The organism is Pseudomonas sp. PDM28, assembly GCF_019219115.1.
Classification (GTDB): Bacteria; Pseudomonadota; Gammaproteobacteria; order Pseudomonadales; family Pseudomonadaceae; genus Aquipseudomonas; species Aquipseudomonas laurylsulfatiphila.
The window spans coordinates 215626-234917 of record NZ_JAHUWG010000008.1 but is presented as its reverse complement, the minus strand read 5'-3'; the positions used below and the strand labels follow the sequence as shown (position 1 = coordinate 234917).

General features: G+C 61.7%; 18 protein-coding genes and 3 pseudogenes. 13 read left to right on the top strand and 8 right to left on the bottom strand.

Translation table 11 applies throughout. The annotated features are described in order from the left end of the window. Window positions 1-12: 12 nt before the first annotated feature. The gene (gene queD / locus KW841_RS19790; RefSeq protein WP_003223505.1) at window positions 13-369 is read right to left on the bottom strand and encodes a 6-carboxytetrahydropterin synthase QueD; all 357 of its coding nucleotides are present in this window, start codon (window positions 367-369) and stop codon (window positions 13-15) included. A 75-nt stretch (window positions 370-444) separates the two neighbouring features. Next, window positions 445-1524, bottom strand: coding sequence for a patatin-like phospholipase family protein (locus KW841_RS19785; protein ID WP_217835835.1), 1080 nt, complete (start codon window positions 1522-1524; stop codon window positions 445-447). Window positions 1525-1846: 322 nt separating this feature from the next. Here KW841_RS19785 and KW841_RS19780 point away from each other — a divergent pair, with 322 nt between their 5' ends. Genes KW841_RS19780 through KW841_RS19770 form a run of 3 tightly spaced genes read left to right on the top strand, consistent with a single transcriptional unit; the run spans window position 1847 to window position 4149 of the window. Continuing rightward, complete coding sequence (locus KW841_RS19780) at window positions 1847-2167, top strand: PepSY domain-containing protein (RefSeq protein ID WP_104447942.1); 321 nt, start codon at window positions 1847-1849, stop codon at window positions 2165-2167. 3 nt (window positions 2168-2170) lie between these two features. Then, window positions 2171-2839: a response regulator transcription factor gene (locus KW841_RS19775; protein WP_218479281.1), complete on the top strand. Its 669-nt coding sequence runs from the start codon at window positions 2171-2173 to the stop codon at window positions 2837-2839. Next, complete coding sequence (locus KW841_RS19770; RefSeq protein WP_218479279.1) at window positions 2836-4149, top strand: sensor histidine kinase; 1314 nt, start codon at window positions 2836-2838, stop codon at window positions 4147-4149. The genes KW841_RS19775 and KW841_RS19770 overlap by 4 nt, the downstream gene beginning before the upstream one ends. A 123-nt stretch (window positions 4150-4272) precedes the next feature. Here the strand turns inward: KW841_RS19770 and KW841_RS19765 are convergent, their stop codons facing one another. The 3 genes and pseudogenes from KW841_RS19765 to KW841_RS30115 form a co-directional block, all read right to left on the bottom strand. Next, window positions 4273-5949: an MFS transporter gene (locus KW841_RS19765; RefSeq protein WP_218479277.1), complete on the bottom strand. Its 1677-nt coding sequence runs from the start codon at window positions 5947-5949 to the stop codon at window positions 4273-4275. Window positions 5950-6270: 321 nt separating this feature from the next. Next, window positions 6271-6864, bottom strand: a pseudogene (locus tag KW841_RS30120) (methyl-accepting chemotaxis protein); the annotation flags it as partial. Window positions 6865-7128: 264 nt separating this feature from the next. After that, a pseudogene (locus KW841_RS30115) lies at window positions 7129-8199 on the bottom strand (HAMP domain-containing protein); the annotation flags it as partial. Between the two features lie 544 nt (window positions 8200-8743). Here KW841_RS30115 and KW841_RS19755 point away from each other — a divergent pair. The 4 genes and pseudogenes from KW841_RS19755 (at window position 8744) to KW841_RS19745 (ending at window position 12222) form a co-directional block, all read left to right on the top strand. After that, the gene (locus KW841_RS19755; protein WP_218479274.1) at window positions 8744-10060 is read left to right on the top strand and encodes a Na+/H+ antiporter family protein; all 1317 of its coding nucleotides are present in this window, start codon (window positions 8744-8746) and stop codon (window positions 10058-10060) included. A 199-nt stretch (window positions 10061-10259) separates the two neighbouring features. After that, window positions 10260-11084 (top strand): annotated as a pseudogene (locus KW841_RS30110) (cache domain-containing protein); the annotation flags it as partial. A 36-nt stretch (window positions 11085-11120) separates the two neighbouring features. Then, complete coding sequence (locus KW841_RS30105) at window positions 11121-11942, top strand: methyl-accepting chemotaxis protein (RefSeq protein WP_371319525.1); 822 nt, start codon at window positions 11121-11123, stop codon at window positions 11940-11942. 115 nt (window positions 11943-12057) lie between these two features. Continuing rightward, window positions 12058-12222, top strand: coding sequence for a metallothionein (locus KW841_RS19745; RefSeq protein WP_015094211.1), 165 nt, complete (start codon window positions 12058-12060; stop codon window positions 12220-12222). Between the two features lie 32 nt (window positions 12223-12254). Here the strand turns inward: KW841_RS19745 and KW841_RS19740 are convergent, their stop codons facing one another. Beyond that, window positions 12255-12533 carry a hypothetical protein gene (locus tag KW841_RS19740; protein WP_218479271.1) on the bottom strand — a complete coding sequence of 93 codons (279 nt, stop codon included), beginning with the start codon at window positions 12531-12533 and terminating at the stop codon, window positions 12255-12257. A 33-nt stretch (window positions 12534-12566) separates the two neighbouring features. Then, the gene (locus tag KW841_RS19735; protein ID WP_007971981.1) at window positions 12567-12794 is read right to left on the bottom strand and encodes a DUF6555 family protein; all 228 of its coding nucleotides are present in this window, start codon (window positions 12792-12794) and stop codon (window positions 12567-12569) included. A 146-nt stretch (window positions 12795-12940) separates the two neighbouring features. Here KW841_RS19735 and KW841_RS19730 point away from each other — a divergent pair, with 146 nt between their 5' ends. From KW841_RS19730 to mnmH, 5 genes are all read left to right on the top strand, one after another. Continuing rightward, window positions 12941-13720: a helix-turn-helix domain-containing protein gene (locus KW841_RS19730; protein ID WP_218479269.1), complete on the top strand. Its 780-nt coding sequence runs from the start codon at window positions 12941-12943 to the stop codon at window positions 13718-13720. A gap of 105 nt (window positions 13721-13825) precedes the next feature. Next, window positions 13826-13999: a DUF1427 family protein gene (locus tag KW841_RS19725; RefSeq protein WP_218479267.1), complete on the top strand. Its 174-nt coding sequence runs from the start codon at window positions 13826-13828 to the stop codon at window positions 13997-13999. A 27-nt stretch (window positions 14000-14026) separates the two neighbouring features. Next, window positions 14027-14983, top strand: a complete 957-nt coding sequence (locus KW841_RS19720) for a zinc-binding alcohol dehydrogenase family protein (protein ID WP_218479264.1) — start codon at window positions 14027-14029, stop codon at window positions 14981-14983. 202 nt (window positions 14984-15185) lie between these two features. Continuing rightward, a complete protein-coding gene (selD, locus tag KW841_RS19715; protein ID WP_218479262.1) occupies window positions 15186-16220 on the top strand; it encodes a selenide, water dikinase SelD in 1035 nt (344 codons plus the stop codon). Further along, window positions 16220-17323 (top strand): tRNA 2-selenouridine(34) synthase MnmH, encoded by a 1104-nt coding sequence (gene mnmH / locus KW841_RS19710; RefSeq protein ID WP_218479260.1) that lies wholly within the window; start codon window positions 16220-16222, stop codon window positions 17321-17323. Before selD ends, mnmH begins: the two co-directional genes overlap by 1 nt. A 137-nt stretch (window positions 17324-17460) precedes the next feature. Here the strand turns inward: mnmH and KW841_RS19705 are convergent, their stop codons facing one another. Continuing rightward, window positions 17461-18132, bottom strand: coding sequence for a histidine phosphatase family protein (locus KW841_RS19705; RefSeq protein WP_218479258.1), 672 nt, complete (start codon window positions 18130-18132; stop codon window positions 17461-17463). Between the two features lie 368 nt (window positions 18133-18500). Here KW841_RS19705 and KW841_RS19700 point away from each other — a divergent pair, with 368 nt between their 5' ends. Continuing rightward, entirely contained in the window at window positions 18501-19211 is a 711-nt protein-coding gene (locus KW841_RS19700; RefSeq protein WP_218479256.1) for a glutathione S-transferase family protein, read from the top strand. The last annotated feature ends 81 nt before the right edge of the window (window positions 19212-19292 follow it).

Here is a 19292-nt window from a genome sequence, read left to right as displayed (position 1 = left end):
TTCAATCCAACATCACTCCCCGCGATAAATACACCCACTCGTACAAGTCTCATGGATACGAATCGCACTGAGTTCCGGCAGCAACGGCTTCATCTCATTCCAGATAAACTTGGCCAGCACTTCGCTGGTCGGGTTTTCCAGGCCAGGAATATCGTTCAGGTAGTTGTGGTCCAGACGCTCGTACAGCGGCTTGAAGATCGCCTTGATCTCGGAGAAGTCGCGGATCCAGCCGGTGTGCGGATCAAGATCGCCGCTCAGGTGAATCGCCACTTTGAACGAGTGACCGTGCAGGCGCCCGCACTTGTGGCCGTCCGGTACGTGGGGCAGGCGGTGGGCGGATTCGAAAGTAAATTCCTTGAAGATTTCCACAGTGTTTTCAGCTCTGTTCAGGTGGCGTTCGCCGCAGCGATTCGGGCAGGCGGCGAGTTTACCAGTTTGTCCTGACTAAAGGGTCAGCAAGCGCTCGCCGAGGCGACCGTTGGCGGCCAGTTCGAGGAATTCGTCGCCCATGCGGCGGCTTTCTTCCATGGTGGTGCGCCAGTATTTCTGCCGGCTCGGGGCGTCGCCCATGAAGCGCTTGAAGTCGTTACGGTCCGGCAGTTTGCCGTAGGGCAGGCGTGCCAGGTATTCCTTCGACGGTGCCAGCAGCAGCACGTTTTGCAAGCGGGCCGGGCAGGCGCGGCGCCACGGCAGGGTCTTGTCGAACCAGCCGGGAATCACCCGGTCGGTGAAATGCGGGTAGAGCACGATGTCATTGCCGCTGTAGGGCAGGTCCAGGTGATAGTCCAGCAGACCGCCGTCGCGGAAGGTGCCGGCGCCAGCGCCCGGTAGGTCGCGCACGCCTTCCATGACCATCGGGATCGAGCCGGAAGCCAGCAGGGCCTGGCGCAAATTGCCGGCATCGAGGGCGACGAAGCGCGACGGGAAGTCGTTCAAGGCGTCGACCGGCGGCGCCAGGCGCGGGTCGTGGATGATCAGGCGTTCGAAGTGCCGGGCCAGCCGCGCCCGGCCGCGCAGGTTGTCGGCGATGACCGAGGACAGGCCCAGCCCCAGGCGGCCGCGATGATCGTCGGCGAGCAGGCCGTGGCTTTTGACCACCATGATGTTCAGGCGGTAGGCGCTGTTGCCGAGGATCGAGGCGTCACGACCGTCGAGCAGGTCATCGAGCATGCGCCGTGAGCTCTGGCTGATTTGCGCCATGGTCACGCCCTTGGCAAAGTTTTGCTCGGTGTACAGCTGCCCGAGACGCCGGATGCCCTCGGCAGCATCCGGCAGGCAGGCGCTGGCGAAGCGCCAGGAACCCACCGATGCACCAATCAGCGAGCGCTCCCGCGGTGCCGCCGGCAGCCACTCGCCGAACAGCGCCAGGTCCAGCCCTTGAATCCCCAGCGCCTTCGGACCGCCCGCCGCACCGGGCAGGGTGCCGACCTCGGCGGCGTTCAAGCCGCTTTCACGGATGCGCGCAAAAGCTCGCGGACCGGCCTTGAGGGTCAGGGAAGGAAACTTGATGTGGATGGCCGTCATACCGGTCTCGAATGTTGGCAAGCGGGGAATTATAAACACCACATCCCCTGTAGGAGCGAGCCTGCTCGTGATGGTCGTCAACGATTACGCTGGTAACCGGACACCCCGCGGCGTTCCAAGGTCCATCGCGAGCAGGCTCGCTCCTACAGGGGGGGCGGTGTGGCCAATGATGGCAATTCAGTTTCAATTAAGTTCAGGGGGTTAAGGTGGCTCGCCTGGCCCCCCGACGCAACGCTGGTACCATTGCGGCTTTCGAGAAGCTCACACCACTCGCATTAGACCCGGTCAGCTGGCAGTGACTCAAGGATCATCAGGATTCGTAATGAAGGTGTTTCTACTCAATCGATGTTTCGCACGCCGAATGGCGCTGCTGCTTCTGGCATTTTGCTCGGCAGTGATGGCGCGCGACCTGGATCAGGATGAAGCCCTGCGCCTGCGTCAACAGGGCGTGATCCTGCCGCTGGAGCAGCTGTTGCAGCAAGCGATGGATCGCTACCCCGGTGCAAAACTGCTGGAAGCCGAACTCGAAGAGAAGCACGACATCTACCTTTATGATGTTGAATTGCTGACGCCCGAAGGCGTGGTCCGTGAGCTGCACATCGATGCGACTGACGGCCGATTATTGAAAGACAAGGAAGACTGATCCATGCGTTTGCTGCTGGTGGAAGACCATGTGCCCCTGGCCGACGAACTGCTGGCCGGTCTCAACCGCCAGGGTTATGCGGTGGACTGGCTGGCCGACGGTCGCGACGCGGTGCATCAGGGCAGTACTGAACCTTACGACCTGATCATCCTCGACCTTGGCTTGCCGGGCGTGCCGGGGCTTGAGGTGCTGGCGCAATGGCGCGCGGCGGGGCTGGCCACACCGGTGCTGATCCTCACGGCCCGGGATTCCTGGGCCGAACGCATCGAAGGCCTCAAGGCCGGCGCCGACGATTACCTGACCAAACCCTTTCATCCCGAAGAGCTGTTTCTGCGCATCCAGGCATTGCTGCGCCGCTCCCATGGCCAGGTCAACCAGCCGACGCTCCAGGCCGCCGGGCTGCACCTGGACGAGGGTCGCCAGTGCGTTGTCCGCGACGGTGCGGACATTCAGCTGACCGCCGCGGAGTTTCGCCTGTTGCGATATTTCATGCTGCACCCCGAGCAGATCCTCTCCAAAAGCCACCTCGCCGAACACCTCTACGACGGTGAAACCGAGCGCGATTCCAATGTGCTGGAGGTCCACGTCAACCATTTGCGCCGCAAGCTCGGCAAAAGCGTGATCGAAACCCGTCGTGGCCAGGGCTACCTGTTCGGCGGGCAAGCCCGGTGAGATCAATTCAGCGTCGCTTGAGCCTGGGCCTGATCAGCGTGATGGTGGTCGTTGGCCTGGTGTTGGCGCAAACCAGCCTGTGGCTGTTCGAAATGGGTTTGCAGCGCTACCTCGAAGCCGGGTTGCGCAATGACAGCGAGAGCCTGCTGGCGGCGCTGGTGCGCGGGCCGCAAGGCTTGCAACTGGATGAACGACGTCTGTCGCCGGCCTATCAGCGGCCGTTTTCCGGGCATTATTTCCGCATCGATTTCACCGATGGTCATTGGCGTTCCCGTTCGTTATGGGATCAGGAACTGCCGGCGCTCGATCATCCCGGCCTGCACGACGATCTGCAACTGGGGCCGGAGGGGCAACAGTTGCTGGTGCTGCGTACGGACTATCGACGTTTGGGGTTACCGATCTCCATCAGCGTCGCCGAGGATTACACGCCGATACGCGAAAGCTTCCGGCGCGTGCAACAGCTCGGGTTGGGCCTGGGTTTGACCGGGCTGCTGCTGATTCTGTTGCTGCAACGGATAACCGTGCGCCGCGCCCTGCGTCCACTGGAACAGGCCCGCGAGCAGATCGCGCAGTTGCAACAGGGCCAGCGCTCGCAACTCGATGATCAGGTACCGCTGGAGCTGGAGCCACTGGTGGCGCAGATCAACCACTTGCTGGCCCACACAGAGGACAGCCTCAAGCGCTCACGCAATGCCCTGGGCAACCTCGGCCACGCGTTGAAAACACCGCTGGCGGTGCTGTTGAGCCTGGCCTCGAGCGAGCAGCTTGAGGCGCACCCGCAACTGCGCAAGACCCTCAAGGAACAACTGCAGCAGGTCGAGCAACGACTCAATCGGGAGCTCAATCGTGCGCGGTTATCCGGTGATGCGCTGCCGGGCGCGCTGTTTGATTTCGATGCCGAACTCCCCGGGTTGCTGGCAACCCTGAACATGATCCATGGCGAACACCTGGCGCTGAGCTACCGCACTCCGGCCGGCCTGCAATTGCCCTGGGATCGTGAAGACCTGCTGGAACTGTTGGGCAACCTGCTGGATAACGCCTGCAAATGGGCGGATGCCGAGGTTCGCGTGAGTGTCGCCGAGTTGGCGAACGGGTTTGAACTCACTGTGGAAGATGACGGCCCGGGCATTCCCCAAGAGCGTCGCGATCAGGTGTTCGGCCGGGGAACGCGGCTGGATGAACAAACCCATGGGCATGGCCTGGGACTTGGCATCGTGCGCGACATCGTCGATAGCTGGGGTGGGACACTGTCGTTGCTGGAAAGCGAGTGGGGTGGGTTGAAGGTCGTCATCGAATTACCCAAACACTGAAATCCATTGTGGGAGCGGGCTTGCTCGCGAAGGCGGTGTATCAGTCGATGACAGTATCGGCTGACACTCCGCCTTCGCGAGCAAGCCCGCTCCCACAGGGGTTCACTGATTGGCTGACAAGTTTCAGGTGTGATGAATCTCCCGATCCTTGGTTTCCGGCATGAAGAATATACCCAGCACAGCCGTCATCACCGCGATGACGATCGGATACCACAGCCCGTAATAGATATCCCCCGTGGCTGCCACCATGGCGAACGCCACCGTCGGCAGGAAGCCACCGAACCAGCCATTGCCGATGTGGTAGGGCAGCGACATCGAGGTGTAGCGGATGCGCGCCGGGAACAGTTCCACCAGCCAGGCGGCGATCGGCCCGTAGACCATGGTCACGTAGATCACCAGGATCGTCAGGAGCAATAGCACCATCGGGTAGTTGGTCTTGGCCGGGTCGGCCTTCTCGGGGTAGCCGGCGTCCTTGAGGGCGGTGGCGAGATTGGCGGTAAAGGCATCGTTTTTGGCCTTGAAGTCGGCGGCCGGCATGCCGGTGCCCTCGAAGCTTTCGATCACTTTCTCACCGATGCGCACCTGCGCAATGGCGCCCGGCTCGGCGTTGACGTTCTTGTAGGGGATAGCCCGTTTGGCCAGCACGGTCTTGGCCAAGTCGCAGGAGCTGGTGAATTTGGCCTTGCCTACCGGGTCGAACTGGAACGAGCACTGGTCGGGATTGGCGATGACCGTGACCGGGTTCTTCTCCTGGGCAACGAACACGTCGGGGTTACCGTATTGGGTCAACGCGTGGAAGATCGGGAAGTAAGTCAGTGCCGCGATGATGCAGCCGGCCATGATGATGCCCTTGCGGCCGATGCGGTCGGACAGGCTGCCGAATATGACGAAGAACGGTGTGCCGATCAGCAGCGAGCCGGCAATCAGCAAGTTGGCGGTCTGCGGGTCGATCTTCAGCGTCTGCAGCAGGAAGAACAGCGCATAGAATTGCCCGGTGTACCAGACCACGGCCTGGCCGGCGGTGCCACCGAGCAGGGCCATGATCACGATCTTGAGGTTTTCCCAGCGGGCGAAGGATTCGGTCAGCGGTGCCTTGGATGCCTTGCCTTCAGCCTTCATTTTCAAGAACACCGGTGATTCGCTCAGTTGCAGGCGGATGTACACCGAGATAATCAACAGCAGGATCGAAAGCAGGAACGGAATCCGCCAGCCCCAGGCTTCGAAGGCTTCCGTGCCCAGCGCGGTACGGCAGGCCAGGATCACCAGCAGTGAAAGAAACAGGCCAAGGGTGGCTGTCGTCTGAATCCACGAGGTGAAATAGCCGCGCCTGCCCTTGGGGGCATGTTCGGCCACGTAGGTGGCTGCGCCGCCGTACTCGCCGCCCAGCGCCAGGCCCTGCAGCAAACGCAGGCTGATCAGGATGATCGGCGCGGCCACGCCTATGGTCGCGTAGCCGGGCAGCAAGCCCACCACGGCCGTCGAGACACCCATGATCACGATGGTGATGAGGAAGGTGTGCTTGCGTCCGATCATGTCGCCCAAGCGGCCGAACACAATGGCGCCGAACGGCCGGACGGCGAAGCCGGCGGCGAAGGCGAGCAGGGCGAAGATGAAGGACGTCGTTTCGTTGACGCCGGCGAAGAAGTGCTTGGCGATAATCGCCGCGAGGGAGCCGTACAGGTAGAAGTCATACCATTCGAACACGGTGCCCAGGGACGACGCGAAGATGACCTTGCGTTCCTCCTTGGTGAGCCCGTGGTTGGGCGCGCTGCCCGTGGTTGCATTGTCGATTGCTGCCATGAGTCTTCTCCGTCTTGCTCTTGTTGTAGGCCGGAGTTCCCACCAACACTTGCCGTACCCAGGCCCTGGGGCTGAAGTCATCGGATTACGTGGCTTGCATTCAAGTTGACGCCAGAAAAAGCTGCAAGGTTCCATGAAGAATAATCGGCTTGCGGCAGATATCCACTTGCCATCATTTCATTCAGCAGCGCGCAGAAAAAATGTGGGAAACAAATGTGGGAGCGAGCTTGCTCGCGATGGCGGTGGGTCAGACAACATCTTTGTTGATTGACACTCCGCCATCGCGAGCAAGCTCGCTCCCACAGGGGGATTTTGCGGGGTTTAAACGCGGAACTGGTCCATCAGACTCTGCTGCTGGTTCGCCAGGCTGTTGAGCGACTGGCTGACCCGTGCCGACTCATTGGCCTGGCCCGACAGCGACTCGGTCACGTCGCGAATGGTCGCCACGTTGTTGTTGATCTCCTCGGCCACCGCGCTTTGCTCTTCGGCAGCGCTGGCGATCTGCATGTTCATGTCGTTGATCACAGTCACCGCGTCGCCGATCTGGCGCAGCGCGGTCACGGCCTGGCCAACCTGCTCGACACTGCCCTGGGCCTGGCGATGGCTGTTGTTCATCGAACCCACCACGTCCTGGGTGCCACTTTGCAGTTGTTCGATCACCAGACGGGTTTCCTCCACAGACTCCTGGGTACGCCGCGCCAGGTTGCGCACCTCATCGGCGACCACGGCAAAACCGCGTCCGGCCTCACCGGCACGGGCCGCTTCGATCGCCGCGTTGAGGGCCAGCAGGTTGGTCTGTTCGGCAATCGCGCGGATCACTTCCAGCACCGTGCCGATCTTCTCGCTGTTGGCTGCCAGGCCTTCGACTTGAACCATGGCCGCGCTCATGTCGGCGGCGAGGTTGTCGATGCTGGCGGTGGTGCGGTCGATCACGGTCAGGCCCTGACGGGTCGCCTGATCGGCATCGCGGGCGGCGTGTGCCGCTTGCGCGGCGCTGCGGGCGACGTCCTGGGCGGTGGCGCTCATCTCGTGGGAGGCGGTCGCGACCTGATCCACCTGGCGGTATTGCTGCTCCATGCCGGCGCTGGTCTGGGTGGCGATGGCGGACGACTGGTCCGCCGTGCTGCGGGCGTCCTGCACCGAGCGTTTCACTTCGGCAATGATCGGTTGCAGCTTGTCGAGGAAGCGGTTGAACCAGCCGGCCAACTGGCCCAGCTCATCCTTTTTGTCGTAGGCCAAACGGCGGGTGAGGTCACCTTCGCCGCTGGCGATGTCTTCGAGCATGTGCGCCACGCCGAGAATCGGCTTGGTTACGCTGCGGGCCATCAGCCACACCAGCACCAGGCCCAGCAGCGCGGCGAGCACGCCCAGGCCGAGCTCGACCAGTGTGCCGGCGGTGTTGCTGTCGTCCAGTTGCTTTTTCAACGTTTCGGCGGGGCCGACCAGGACTTTCTCCGGCACGTCGAGCAGTACGCCCCAGGACTTGCCGCCGGGAATCGGCTGGAAGGGGGCCAGCACTTTCAATTGCTGATGGCTGTGCAAGCTGGCGGTTTTGCTGCTGGCGGCCAGCATGCGCAGCAGTTCGGTACCGCTGGCTTTGTCCACGGCATCCAGGCGCTGGCTAAGTTTTCTGGCGTCCGGGCTGTAGCCGGCGAGCAGGCCCGCCGGGCTGATGATGCTGACACTGGTCTGGCCGTCGTAGAGGTTCTTGCTGGCCCCCAGGCTGACTGCTTGCAGGCTGTTGAGGTTGATGTCCACCGACAGCGAGGCGATCACCTTGCCGTTGACCATCAGCGGGAAAACGATGCTGGTCATCAGCACGTTCTGGCCGTCGATCTCATAGAAGTAGGGTTCGATCACGCACGGCTTGAGCGTGGTGCGCGGGCAGGTGAACCAGGCGTTGGCCGCTTCGCCGCTGGGGCCGGTGCTGGTGTCGGCCATGTCCTTTTCCGGCAGCGCCATGGACGTCAGCTTGCCCGGCGTCGGCTGCGACCAATAGAGGGCGAAACGGCCCTTGTCGTTGCTGCCCAGTTCCGCCTGGCCGGTGAACAGTTCGTCCTTGCCGTCCAGCCCGTTGGGTTCGAACACCAGGGACAGGCCAAGCAGGTCCGGATTGGCCTGCAGGGCCGACTTGACCTGGCGGGTCAGGTCTTCGCGCAGGTCGAAGGCATCGAGGAAGCGCTTTTCGGCCTGATCGCGCAAAAACAGCACCTGCCGGGAGAAACCGTGGCCGTACTGATAGGCGTCCATGAACTGCTGGCGAATCCCCAGTGCCTGGTTCTCGCCCTGGGACTCGATCCGGGCCTGGGCCGATTCGGTCAGCATCTCCATGCTCGAGGCTTTCACCAGCTCGGAGCTGTGCTCCATGCGGTACAGCGAAAGACCCACCAGCAGGGTCACAATGCCCGCCAGGCACAGCCCGGCCAGCAGGGTGATTTTCCATTGAATGGAAAGTTGTCTGAGCGACATGGAGGCGTCCTTATTCGATAAATATCTGAGACTTTGCACTGTAGCGGCCGTCGTTCGGCTTTCTTTAAACCGTCCACCAAATATCGAATCACCCCTGTAGGAGCTGCCGCAGGCTGCGATCTTTTGCTCTTCAACATCAGCAAAAGACGCCCAAGATCAAAAGATCGCAGCCTGCGGCAGCTCCTACAGGGGTTTGTGTGGGCTTTGACAAGGCGGCAACGGTCCGGCAAAGTGCGCGCCCTCTAATAAAACCCATTCCTGTTATCCGCTGGCGGCTCACGCAGACTGCCGGCCGGACTCTTTCCGTTTGTCACGAGGTTTCGAAATGAATGCAGTCATTGCCGCGGTCGGCATCATGCTGGTGCTCAGCCTGTCCCGCGTGCATGTGGTGATCGCCCTGATCGTCGGTGCGCTGGTAGGTGGTCTGACCGGTGGCCTGGGCATCGAGGCGACGCTCAAGGCTTTCAACAGCGGCCTGGGTGGCGGCGCGACGGTGGCGTTGTCCTACGCCTTGCTCGGGGCTTTTGCCGTGGCGATTGCCAAATCCGGCATGGCCCATGCGCTGGCCGACAAGGCGCTGGCGATGGTCGATCGCCAGCACGCCAACGGCGGCGGCCAGGTCAAATGGCTGCTGATCGGCCTGCTCTGGGTCGTGGCCATCGCCTCGCAGAACATCCTGCCGATCCATATCGCGTTCATTCCGTTGCTGGTGCCGCCGCTTCTTTATGTGCTGACCAAGCTGCAACTGGACCGTCGACTGATCGCCTGTGTCATGACCTTCGGCCTGATCACGCCCTACATGTTCTTGCCGGTGGGCTTCGGCAATATCTTCCTCAATGAGATCCTGCTGGCCAACGTCGCCCGCAGCGGTGTGGACATCAGCGGCATCAACGTGACCCACGCCATGGGCATTCCGGCGCTGGGCATGGTAGCGGGCCTGCTGATCGCGTTTGTCAGCTACCGCAAGAAGCGGGTCTACGACCTGGCGAAAATCGAGCAAGTCGAGCAAGTGGCGGTGCAATACAACCCGCTGAGCCTGATGGTGGCCGGCGTGGCCATCGCCGCGGCGTTCATCATTCAGTTGTTGCTCGATTCGATGATTATCGGTGCACTGGTCGGCTTCCTGATTTTCTCGGTGTCGGGCATCGTCAAATGGCGCGACACCGATGACCTGTTCACCGAAGGCATGAAAATGATGGCGATGATCGGTTTCATCATGATCGCCGCCTCGGGCTTTGCCGAAGTGATGAAGGCCACCGGTCAAGTGCAGACGCTGGTCGAGTCGTCGGCGTCGTACATCGATCACAGCAAAGGCATTGGCGCCTTGCTGATGTTGCTGGTGGGGTTGCTGGTGACCATGGGCATCGGCTCGTCGTTCTCCACCGTGCCGATCCTGGCGGCGATCTTCGTGCCGCTGTGCGTGCAACTGGGCTTCAGCCCGCTGGCGATCGTGTGCATCGTCGGCACGGCCGGTGCCTTGGGCGATGCCGGTTCACCGGCCTCGGACTCGACCCTCGGCCCGACCTCCGGCCTGAACATCGACGGCCAGCACCATCACATCTGGGACACCGTGGTCCCGACCTTCCTGCACTACAACCTGCCGCTGCTGGCGTTTGGCTGGGTGGCGGCGATGGTGTTGTAAAACACCACTTACCCTGTGGGAGCGAGCTTGCTCGCGATGACGGCGGCACATTCAGCATCAAGTTGCCTGACAGACCGCTATCGCGAGCAAGCTCGCTCCCACAGGGATCTTCTGCGGACCTGATGACCGCGTTCAACTTTTGACCTGGCATGCCGTTAAAGCTTTTAACCACGCCAACAAAAACAAAAGAGTGAACGTCATGCGCATGAGCCTCAAGGCCAAAGTCCTGTCCCTTGCCGTCCTCCCGGTGCTGCTGTTTGCGCTGGTCATCAGCCTGACCACGCTGTTCATTCTTCAGGAGCAGGCCCGCAAGGAAGTCGAGCAGACCCGCGAACGCCTGCTCAGCGATGCCAAGGCGACCCTGCAAAGCTACGTGGCCGTGGCCATGACCACGATCAAGCCGCTTTATGACGCGGCCACCCCCGGCGACGAGGCGGCGCGGGCCCAGGTGATCAAGCTGCTGTCGAGCATCACCTATGGCAAGGACGGCTACTTCTTCGGCTACGACTCCAACACCGTGCGCCTGTTCAAGGCCAATAGCCCCGAAGGCGTAGGCCAGAGCTTCAAGGACAATCGCGACCCGAACGGTGTCTACGTCAACCGCGACCTGGTGAAAGTCGCCAAGGACGGTACGCACTACCTGCAGTACAGCTCGCCATTGCCCGGCAACACCCAGGTGCTGGTGCCCAAGCTCGGCTACACCGAATACCTGCCCAAGTGGGACATGGCGGTCGGCACCTCGGTCAATCTCGACGGCATCGAAGCACAAGTGGCGGTGGTCGAAGCCAAGGTCCAGGAGCGCATGCAAGGCATGGTGCTGAGCATCGTCGGCGTGGCGGTCGTGGTGTTGCTGGTGATCGCGGCAGCCGGGATGTTGCTGGCCAATACCATTCTGCGTCCGCTGCATTTGATGAAAGCCAACCTCGACGACATCGCAGCGGGCGAGGGCGATCTGACCCGCCGCCTGACCATCACCAGCCAGGACGAACTGGGCGAACTGGCCGGCTCGTTCAACCGGTTCGTCGACAAGATCCACGGGCTGGTACGCCAGATCAGCGAAATGACCACGCAACTGACCGGGCTGGTGAATCAGGTGTCCGACCAGGCCAATCGTTCGGATCAGGCCATGGAGCGTCAGCGCCATGAGACCGATCAGGTGGCCACGGCGATCAACGAAATGTCGGCGGCGGCCCAGGAAGTGGCCAAGAGCGCGCAGAACGCCGCGGTGGCAGCCCAACAGACGGATGAAGAAGGCCAGGCGGCCAAGCGGGTGGTGGCTGGCAGCATCGAGAAGATCCATGCGCTGGTGGACGACATCCGCAGCAGCGGTGTGTCCCTCGACAGCCTGCAAAAAGACGTGTCATCGATTGTCAGCGTGCTGGGGGTGATCCGCTCGATTGCCGATCAGACCAACCTGCTGGCGCTCAACGCGGCCATCGAAGCCGCCCGTGCCGGCGAGGCCGGGCGCGGTTTTGCGGTGGTGGCCGATGAAGTGCGAGCGCTGGCCAGCCGCACGCAAATCAGCACCCAGGAAATCCAGGGCATGATCGACCGCCTGCAGGCCGGCACCCAGTCGGCGGTGGAGGCGATGCGTCGCTCCAGCGAGGCGGGCGACGGTACCTCGGCCCAGGCCAACGAGGCGGGGGCTTCGCTGGACACCATGGCCCAGTTGATCGCGACCATCAATTCGATGAACGCGCAGATCGCCAGCGCCGCTGAAGAACAGACCGCCGTGGCCGAAGAGATCAACCGCAGCGTGCATCAGATTGCCGTGGCGGTGGACAACGTCGCCGGCGAAACCCAGCTGGGCGCGCAAACTTCGCGCAGCCTGGCCGAGCTCGGTCAGCGCCTGGGCAGCCTGGTCGGGCAGTTCCGTATCTGATCAAAGCTTTTGTGGCGAGCAAGTTCCCTTGCCACAAAAGATCGCAGCCTGCGGCAGCTCCTACACTTACGGTGTGCATCTGAGCACTGGCGACCACACAAGAGGAGTCAGACCCATGATTGACCGTGAAAGTATCTGCGATTGTCCGAAATGTTCCTGCAAACTCGGTGAACATCCGATTGCCCGTCACGGCAAGCATTACTGCTGTGAAGCCTGCGCCAAACACCATGAGCACGGCGAGGAGTGCGCTCATAAAGGCTGCAAGTGCTCCCATGGCTGACGGCATTCGCGACAAGCTATGAAAAGTGGAGCCTAGTCCGGCTCCACTTCCAGTCTGAGGCTGTCATCCTCCAGGCGTTCGCTGTGGCGAACGGTGCCCTGCAAGCGCCGCCCTTCGACCCGCAGTACCAGGGTCCTGGCTTGCTCCAGATCTTCCGGCAGTGGCGCCGGGACGCGTACGGCGAAGCAGAACGGGTCATTTTCGACCGCTTCCAGTCCGATCCGGCATTCCGCGCTTTTGGTGATGCGGCCGGACTGCGTGTCCAGGCCGTAGTCCAGCTGTGCAGGGCTGTAGACGGATGTCGCACTCATATCGGTTCCCCCGGACCTGACGGTTGCCAGTGATCAGTTCGCCGGCCGCCACTTGACGTTTTCCACGCCGAACTTTTCAGCCATCGGCTTGCTGGTCTTTTGCACTTTCTCGCGCCCAAACCGGGGAATTCGCCCCACCCCCGCGTCACAGCTCGCCCAATGCCAGGCTTCTGCGTTATCCATTTTTTCCAGTCGGATAATGAATGATTTCGGAGTGCCATGGAGTGTGTACTCGATGACGAATAATTTTGCACTGTTCATAAAGCCCCGATTCCTCCCTGTTGTACATAAAAGGATCGCGTGCCATCAGGAAAATTCACTCGGATTGTCGGATGCCGGTGGTTGCTGGCGACAAGTTCGGCGCCCCGTTACCATGGAATCTTCCCGAACCCCAATGAACATAGACCATGGCCCTTGCCGCACCGCCTGACCTGAGTGACACCGATGTGCCGGTGCAACCGCTGGCTCGCACCTATCCGCGCGGGTTGTACATCGAGCCTCATGAGCACGTCTGGGGCCAGTTGCTGTATGCGATGAGCGGGGTGATGTGGGTCGAGACGCCGCATGAGGCGCTGGTGGTGCCGCCGCAGCGGGCGGTGTGGCTACCGCCGGGCGTGCCCCACGGGATTCGCGTGGTGTCTGACCTGCAAATGCGCAATATCTACCTGCGACCGTCCCTGGCAGCGACCCTGGATGACACTGTGCAAGTCATCGAAGTCGGCGGTTTGCTGCGCGAGCTGATCGTCGGGCTGGTGGAGCAGGGGAGCGACGGAGCGCCCGAGTATTACGACGCGCTGGTGGGCCTGGCGCTGCTGGAACTCAAGCGGGCCAGGCGCTCGCTGCTGAAAATCCCGCTGCCGGACGATTCCGACCGGCGATTGATGAATGTGTGTCAGGCGGTCATGGCCTCGCCTTCACTGGATATTCCTTTCGAACACCATGCCGATACCGCCGGTGCCAGCGTGCGGACCCTGGCGCGGCTGTTCAAGGACGGTCTGGGAATGGGCTTCGCCGAGTGGCGGCGCCAGGTGCAACTGGCGACGGCGGTGGCCGGGTTGATCCAGGGCGTTGCGGTCAGCACGATTGCCCGGGAGCTGGGCTATTCGCCGAGCAGCTTCAGTGACATGTTCCGGCGTGAACTGGGGGTTGCCCCTTCGCAATTTCCTGTGGCGCAACGCCAGGGCTGAATTCGCCGACGCCAGGCTTTGGCCGACATTCAGAAGCACTTGGCCGATGCTCGAAGGCGTCGCCCTCTAGACTCGGCGCATACCTCAATTGCTGCGGAATCTGCCATGAACTACCTCCTGTCAGTGACGATTGGTCTGGGTGTCGGTCTACTCTACGGCGCCCTGGATTTTCGTTCCCCCGCGCCCCCGGCCATCGCGCTGGTGGGCCTGCTCGGCATGCTCGCCGGCGAAAAGCTCTGGCCGATGGGGCGTGAGCTGGTGGCTGGCTGGATCTCCTGAACCCTTTTCGACTCGATGGATACGCCCATGAAAGCGCTGCAATTCGATAAAACCGGTGATCTCTCGGCCCTGCGCTACGTGGAGGTGCCTACGCCTGTTCCCGGCGCCGATGAAGTGCTGGTCGAGATCAAGGCCGCAGGTCTCAACCCCAGCGATGTGAAGAACGTGCTGGGACGTTTTCCCTACACCACCTTGCCGCGGATTCCCGGTCGGGATTTTGCCGGGGTGGTCGTGGCCGGCCCGCAGGCGCTGATCGGTCAGGAAGTCTGGGGCACGGGCCGCGAACTGGGCTTTTTCGCCGACGGTTCCCATGCCCAGTTCGTCAAGCTGCCGGCCAATGGCGTGGCGCTCAAACCCACGCACCTGAGCTTTGCCCAGGCTGCCAGCCTCGGTGTGCCGTACACCACGGCGTGGGATGCGCTGGAACGCAGCCTGGTCACCGCCCAAACCCGGTTGCTGGTCATCGGTGGCGGGGCGGTCGGCAGTGCCGCGCTGGCCTTGGCCAAGGTACGCGGAGCCCGGGTACTGGCGGCCGCGCGGCGTCCGGAGCAGGTCAAGGACTTGCAGGACCAGGGCTATCAAACCCTGCAACTGGATAAACCCGAGGATCTCGCCGCCCAGGTCAACGCGGTCTATGCCGGCGGTGCCGAGGTGATTTTCGACACCACCGGATTCTGGCTGCCGGCCTCGGTGCCGGCCCTGGCCGCGTTCGGCCGTATTGCGATCATCGCAGCGCCCGTGGACGGTCACGTGCAACTGCCGGCCCTGGCGTTGTATCGCAAGGGTGGCTCGGTTGTGGGGATCAATTCGTTGCTGTACGGGGTGCAGGCCTGTGCGGCGATGCTTGACCAGTTCGGCAAGTTCTTCGACCAGGACCTGTTGCCGTTGCCACAGGGCTTGTTCGAGTCGCCATTGGCCGAAGGACTCAAGCGTTATGACGAAGTGAATCAGGGCAGCGGCGACAAAGTGATCCTGCTGCCATAACCCAACCTCCTGTGGGAGCGGGCTTGCTCGCGAAGGCGGTATTCCTGTCACATGGATGTTGATAGTGCCGACGCCTTCGTCGGAACGCCGCCCGGAGCAAGCCCGCTCCCACAGGGGGGCCGGTATCCACCACCGCATCTCCTGCAAAGAAAAAGGCTCGTTTGCTGTAGGATTAGTTACCTAGACTCCAAGAGGTGACCCTATGAGCGAGCCGATTCGCCTGACCCAATACAGTCACGGCGCCGGATGCGGTTGCAAAATTTCCCCCCAGGTGCTGGAAGTGATCCTGGCCGGCAGCGGGGCGCAGAATCTCGACCCGAAACTCTGGGTCGGCAACGCCTCGCGTGACGACGCGGCGGTGTATGCCATCGATGAAGAACGCGGTGTGGTCTCGACCACCGACTTTTTCATGCCGATCGTCGACGATCCCTTCGATTTCGGCCGAATTGCCGCCACCAACGCCATCAGCGACATCTACGCCATGGGTGGCGATCCCTTGATGGCGATTGCGATCCTGGGCTGGCCGGTGAACGTGTTGGCACCGGAAATCGCCCGGGAAGTGATCCGCGGTGGGCGTTCGGTGTGTGACGCAGCGGGCATCCCGCTGGCAGGCGGACACTCCATCGATGCACCCGAGCCGATCTTTGGCCTGGCCGTCACCGGCCTGGTGGAAAAGCGCCACATGAAGCGCAACGACACCGCCACCGCCGGTTGCCTGCTCTATCTCACCAAGCCCCTGGGCATCGGCATCCTTACGACGGCCGAGAAAAAGGGCAAGTTGCGTCATGCCGACATCGGCCTGGCCCGGGACTGGATGTGCACCCTGAACAAGCCCGGCAGCCGTTTCGGCAAGCTCGATGGCGTGACCGCGATGACCGACGTCACCGGTTTCGGCCTGCTCGGGCATCTGGTGGAAATGGCCGACGGCAGCCAGCTCACGGCGCGCATTGAATATGACCGTGTACCGCGTCTGCCGGGGGTCGAGTATTACCTCGAACAGGGTTGCGTACCGGGCGGTACGCTGCGCAATTTCGACAGCTACGCCAGCAAGCTCGGACGCCTTCAGGAGCTGCACAAACGTGTGCTCTGCGACCCGCAGACCAGTGGCGGCCTGCTGATTGCCGTAACGCCGCAAGGCAACGAGGAGTTTCTTGCCGTGGCCGCCGAACTGGGCCTGAGCCTGGAACCGATCGGTGAACTGGTCGAGCGACAGAGCAACGCAGTCGAGGTGTTTTGATGTTCGTCGACTGCACCGATTACCGCGACATCTTCCTCAACGACCGGCCCATGATGGACGCGCGCGCACCGGTCGAATTCAACAAGGGTTCATTTCCCGGTGTGATCAACCTGCCGTTGATGAATGACCATGAACGCCAGCGGGTCGGCACCTGCTACAAGCAGCACGGCCAGCAGGCGGCCATCGTGCTCGGGCATCAACTGGTATCGGGCGCGGTGAAGGCCGAACGCATCCAGGCCTGGGCCGATTTTGCCCGGGCGCATCCGGATGGCCTGTTGTATTGCTTTCGCGGCGGCTTGCGCTCGCAGATTGTCCAGCAATGGCTCAAGGACGAGGCCGGCATCGACTATCCACGGGTGGGCGGTGGCTACAAGGCCATGCGTACCTTCCTGCTGGACACCCTCGATCAAGCGGTTGCCCAGTGCGATTTCGTCCTGCTGGGCGGGATGACCGGTACCGGCAAAACCGAGGTGCTCACGCAACTGGGCAACAGCGTGGACCTTGAAGGTCATGCCAACCACCGCGGCTCCAGTTTCGGCAAGCGCGCCACCGGCCAGCCTTCGAACATCGACTTCGAAAACCGCCTGGCCGTGGATGTGCTGAAAAAACGCGCCCGGGGTATCGAGCAGTTCGTACTGGAAGACGAAAGTCGTGCAGTGGGCAGTTGTGCGTTGCCGTTGCCGCTGTACCAGGGCATGCAGCAGTTCCCGATGGTCTGGCTGGAAGACAGCCTGGAAGGTCGGGTCGAGCGGATCCTGCGCGATTACGTGGTGGATTTGTGCGCCGAATTCATCGACGTGCATGGCGAAGACGGCTTCGCACTGTTTTCCGAACGGTTGCTGGCGAGCCTGAACAATGTGCAGAAGCGCCTGGGTGGCGAACGTCATCGGCGCATGCTGGTTTTGATGGAAGAGGCGTTGGTGGAGCAGGCCCGCAGTGGCGCGGTGGATCTGCACCGGGGCTGGATCGAAGGGTTGCTGAGCGAGTATTACGATCCGATGTACGCGTTCCAGCGGGAGAAGAAAGGTGCGCGGATCGAGTTCGCCGGGGAGCGGGGGGCGGTTCTCGAGTATTTGCGCGAGCGGGTGAATCAACGAAAGTGATGTCGGTTTTACTGGCCCCATCGCGAGCAAGCTCGCTCCCACAGGGTTCAGTGGTGCTCATGCCTTAGTGATCACACTGCAAATCCAATGTGGGAGCGAGCCTGCTCGCGAAGGGGCCAGCTCAGACAACGCATGCCTCAGGTCGGGCAGGTTTCAGCACCATTATCCAGGCCTTGCTTGTACACATGGCTCTGCAAACTGGCCTTGCCGTTGTGCCAGGTCAGGGTGAGCACATACAGCGAGTCGTAGTCGCTGGATTCCCAGTCATCGGTGATGGTCGTTTTCTTGCCGGTGGCGTCGCCGGCTACCTTGTTGATCAGCTCCGGCAGGTAGCCGTGCGACCAGGCGGTGTAGATGACCGAGTTGTGATACTTGTCGTGAAGCAGTTCATCGGCCAGGTCGCCGGTGTCATTGGCGGAGAAATTGATGTTTACCGGCAGGCCCAGCTTGATGGCGCTGGGGCTGATGGTCATCAGGGGACGGATGTAGCTGTAGGAGTTGTCGAACTCGCCTTCCTCGACGTTACGGGTCGGGTTCGCCGCAAACACGTAGTCAGCCTTGCCGAACTTTTCCGGCAGCAGCGTGGACAGGTCGATGGCGCGGTTCAGCCCCTGGCAATTGAGCTGGCCGAGGCCGCCGTCGGGTTTTTCGCCGTGGCGCAGGAACACCAGCGTCTGGGTGCCGTCCATCGGTTGGGCACGACTCAGGCCGGATTCCAGCAACAGGAACACCGCGCTGACCGCCAGCAAGACGGGCAACAGCAGGTAGGCGCGATGTTTAAAGCGTTTGGTAAAATTGAACAGATTCATGAATAAAAGGTTCTTCAGCGCAATTCGGTTAAGGCTGACAAACCTTTACACCACGACTTTCCAGCGTCGGGTGTGTTCCATGTCGTTGAAGCCGGTCCGTTTTCAAAGGGGTGGTGCTCAGAGTCCCCTGAACCCGTTTGGTTCGATTCCGGCCAAGAGCGCAGCAATGTACCGGTAACCTTTAGCGGATTGCAGTGAAGGTTATCGACAGGATGTTGCGGATTTATGGACAGGCTACACCTGATGGTGGGGAAACCGTCGTGATCTCTTTTGATCTCCTCTATCAGCGAGATTGATGGCTCAAGGGGATCGCTGAGCCGATATCTCCATTATGATCGTCACTCTCACTGTCTTCGTGGATCCTGCCCATGACCGATTTGTCCGCCTTCCCCATCACCCGCAAATGGCCTGCCCAATATCCGGAGTGGATTCAGCTGTACTCCTTGCCAACCCCCAATGGCGTCAAGGTTTCGATCATGCTCGAGGAGATCGGCCTGCCGTATGAACCTCACCGGGTAGGCTTCGACACCAATGACCAGATGTCCCCGGAATTCCTGTCGTTGAACCCCAACAACAAAATCCCGGCGATCCTCGACCCCCACGGTCCGGACGACAAGCCGCTGGCGCTGTTCGAGTCGGGAGCGATTCTGATCTACCTGGCCGACAAGAGCGGGCAACTGCTGGCCCAGGAATCGGCCGCGCGCTACGAAACGATTCAATGGCTGATGTTCCAGATGGGCGGCATTGGCCCGATGTTCGGCCAGCTCGGGTTCTTCAACAAATTCGCCGGCAAGGACTACGAAGACAAGCGTCCCCGTGATCGCTATGTCGAAGAGAGCAAACGCCTGCTCAAGGTGCTCGACGGCAGGCTCCAAGGGCGCGACTGGATCATGGGCGAGCGCTACACCATCGCCGACATCGCCACCTTCCCGTGGGTGCGCAACCTGATTGGTTTCTATGAAGCCGGCGATCTGGTGGGCATTCAGAACTTCCCCAACGTCACACGGGTGCTGGAGCGCTTCCTGACGCGGCCGGCGGTGGTGCGCGGGTTGCAGATTCCAAGCCCGGTCGCCAGCTGATACACCGCATAACCTGTGGGAGCGGCGGTGCGGCGGTCCGACTTGCCCGCGAAAGCGGTGGGTCAGTCAATATCAATGCTG

Coding starts and splice junctions, on each gene's coding strand:
- KW841_RS19765 (WP_218479277.1), bottom strand. CDS start 5,949: ATGGCAGCAATCGACAATGCAACCACGGGCAGCGCGCCCAACCACGGG.
- KW841_RS30105 (WP_371319525.1), top strand. CDS start 11,121: ATGACCACGCAACTGACCGGGCTGGTGAATCAGGTGTCCGACCAGGCC.
- KW841_RS19720 (WP_218479264.1), top strand. CDS start 14,027: ATGAAAGCGCTGCAATTCGATAAAACCGGTGATCTCTCGGCCCTGCGC.
- KW841_RS19705 (WP_218479258.1), bottom strand. CDS start 18,132: ATGAATCTGTTCAATTTTACCAAACGCTTTAAACATCGCGCCTACCTG.
- KW841_RS19745 (WP_015094211.1), top strand. CDS start 12,058: ATGATTGACCGTGAAAGTATCTGCGATTGTCCGAAATGTTCCTGCAAA.
- KW841_RS19730 (WP_218479269.1), top strand. CDS start 12,941: ATGGCCCTTGCCGCACCGCCTGACCTGAGTGACACCGATGTGCCGGTG.
- KW841_RS19735 (WP_007971981.1), bottom strand. CDS start 12,794: ATGAACAGTGCAAAATTATTCGTCATCGAGTACACACTCCATGGCACT.
- KW841_RS19755 (WP_218479274.1), top strand. CDS start 8,744: ATGAATGCAGTCATTGCCGCGGTCGGCATCATGCTGGTGCTCAGCCTG.
- KW841_RS19700 (WP_218479256.1), top strand. CDS start 18,501: ATGACCGATTTGTCCGCCTTCCCCATCACCCGCAAATGGCCTGCCCAA.
- KW841_RS19785 (WP_217835835.1), bottom strand. CDS start 1,524: ATGACGGCCATCCACATCAAGTTTCCTTCCCTGACCCTCAAGGCCGGT.
- KW841_RS19740 (WP_218479271.1), bottom strand. CDS start 12,533: ATGAGTGCGACATCCGTCTACAGCCCTGCACAGCTGGACTACGGCCTG.
- KW841_RS19775 (WP_218479281.1), top strand. CDS start 2,171: ATGCGTTTGCTGCTGGTGGAAGACCATGTGCCCCTGGCCGACGAACTG.
- KW841_RS19725 (WP_218479267.1), top strand. CDS start 13,826: ATGAACTACCTCCTGTCAGTGACGATTGGTCTGGGTGTCGGTCTACTC.
- selD (WP_218479262.1), top strand. CDS start 15,186: ATGAGCGAGCCGATTCGCCTGACCCAATACAGTCACGGCGCCGGATGC.
- KW841_RS19780 (WP_104447942.1), top strand. CDS start 1,847: ATGAAGGTGTTTCTACTCAATCGATGTTTCGCACGCCGAATGGCGCTG.
- mnmH (WP_218479260.1), top strand. CDS start 16,220: ATGTTCGTCGACTGCACCGATTACCGCGACATCTTCCTCAACGACCGG.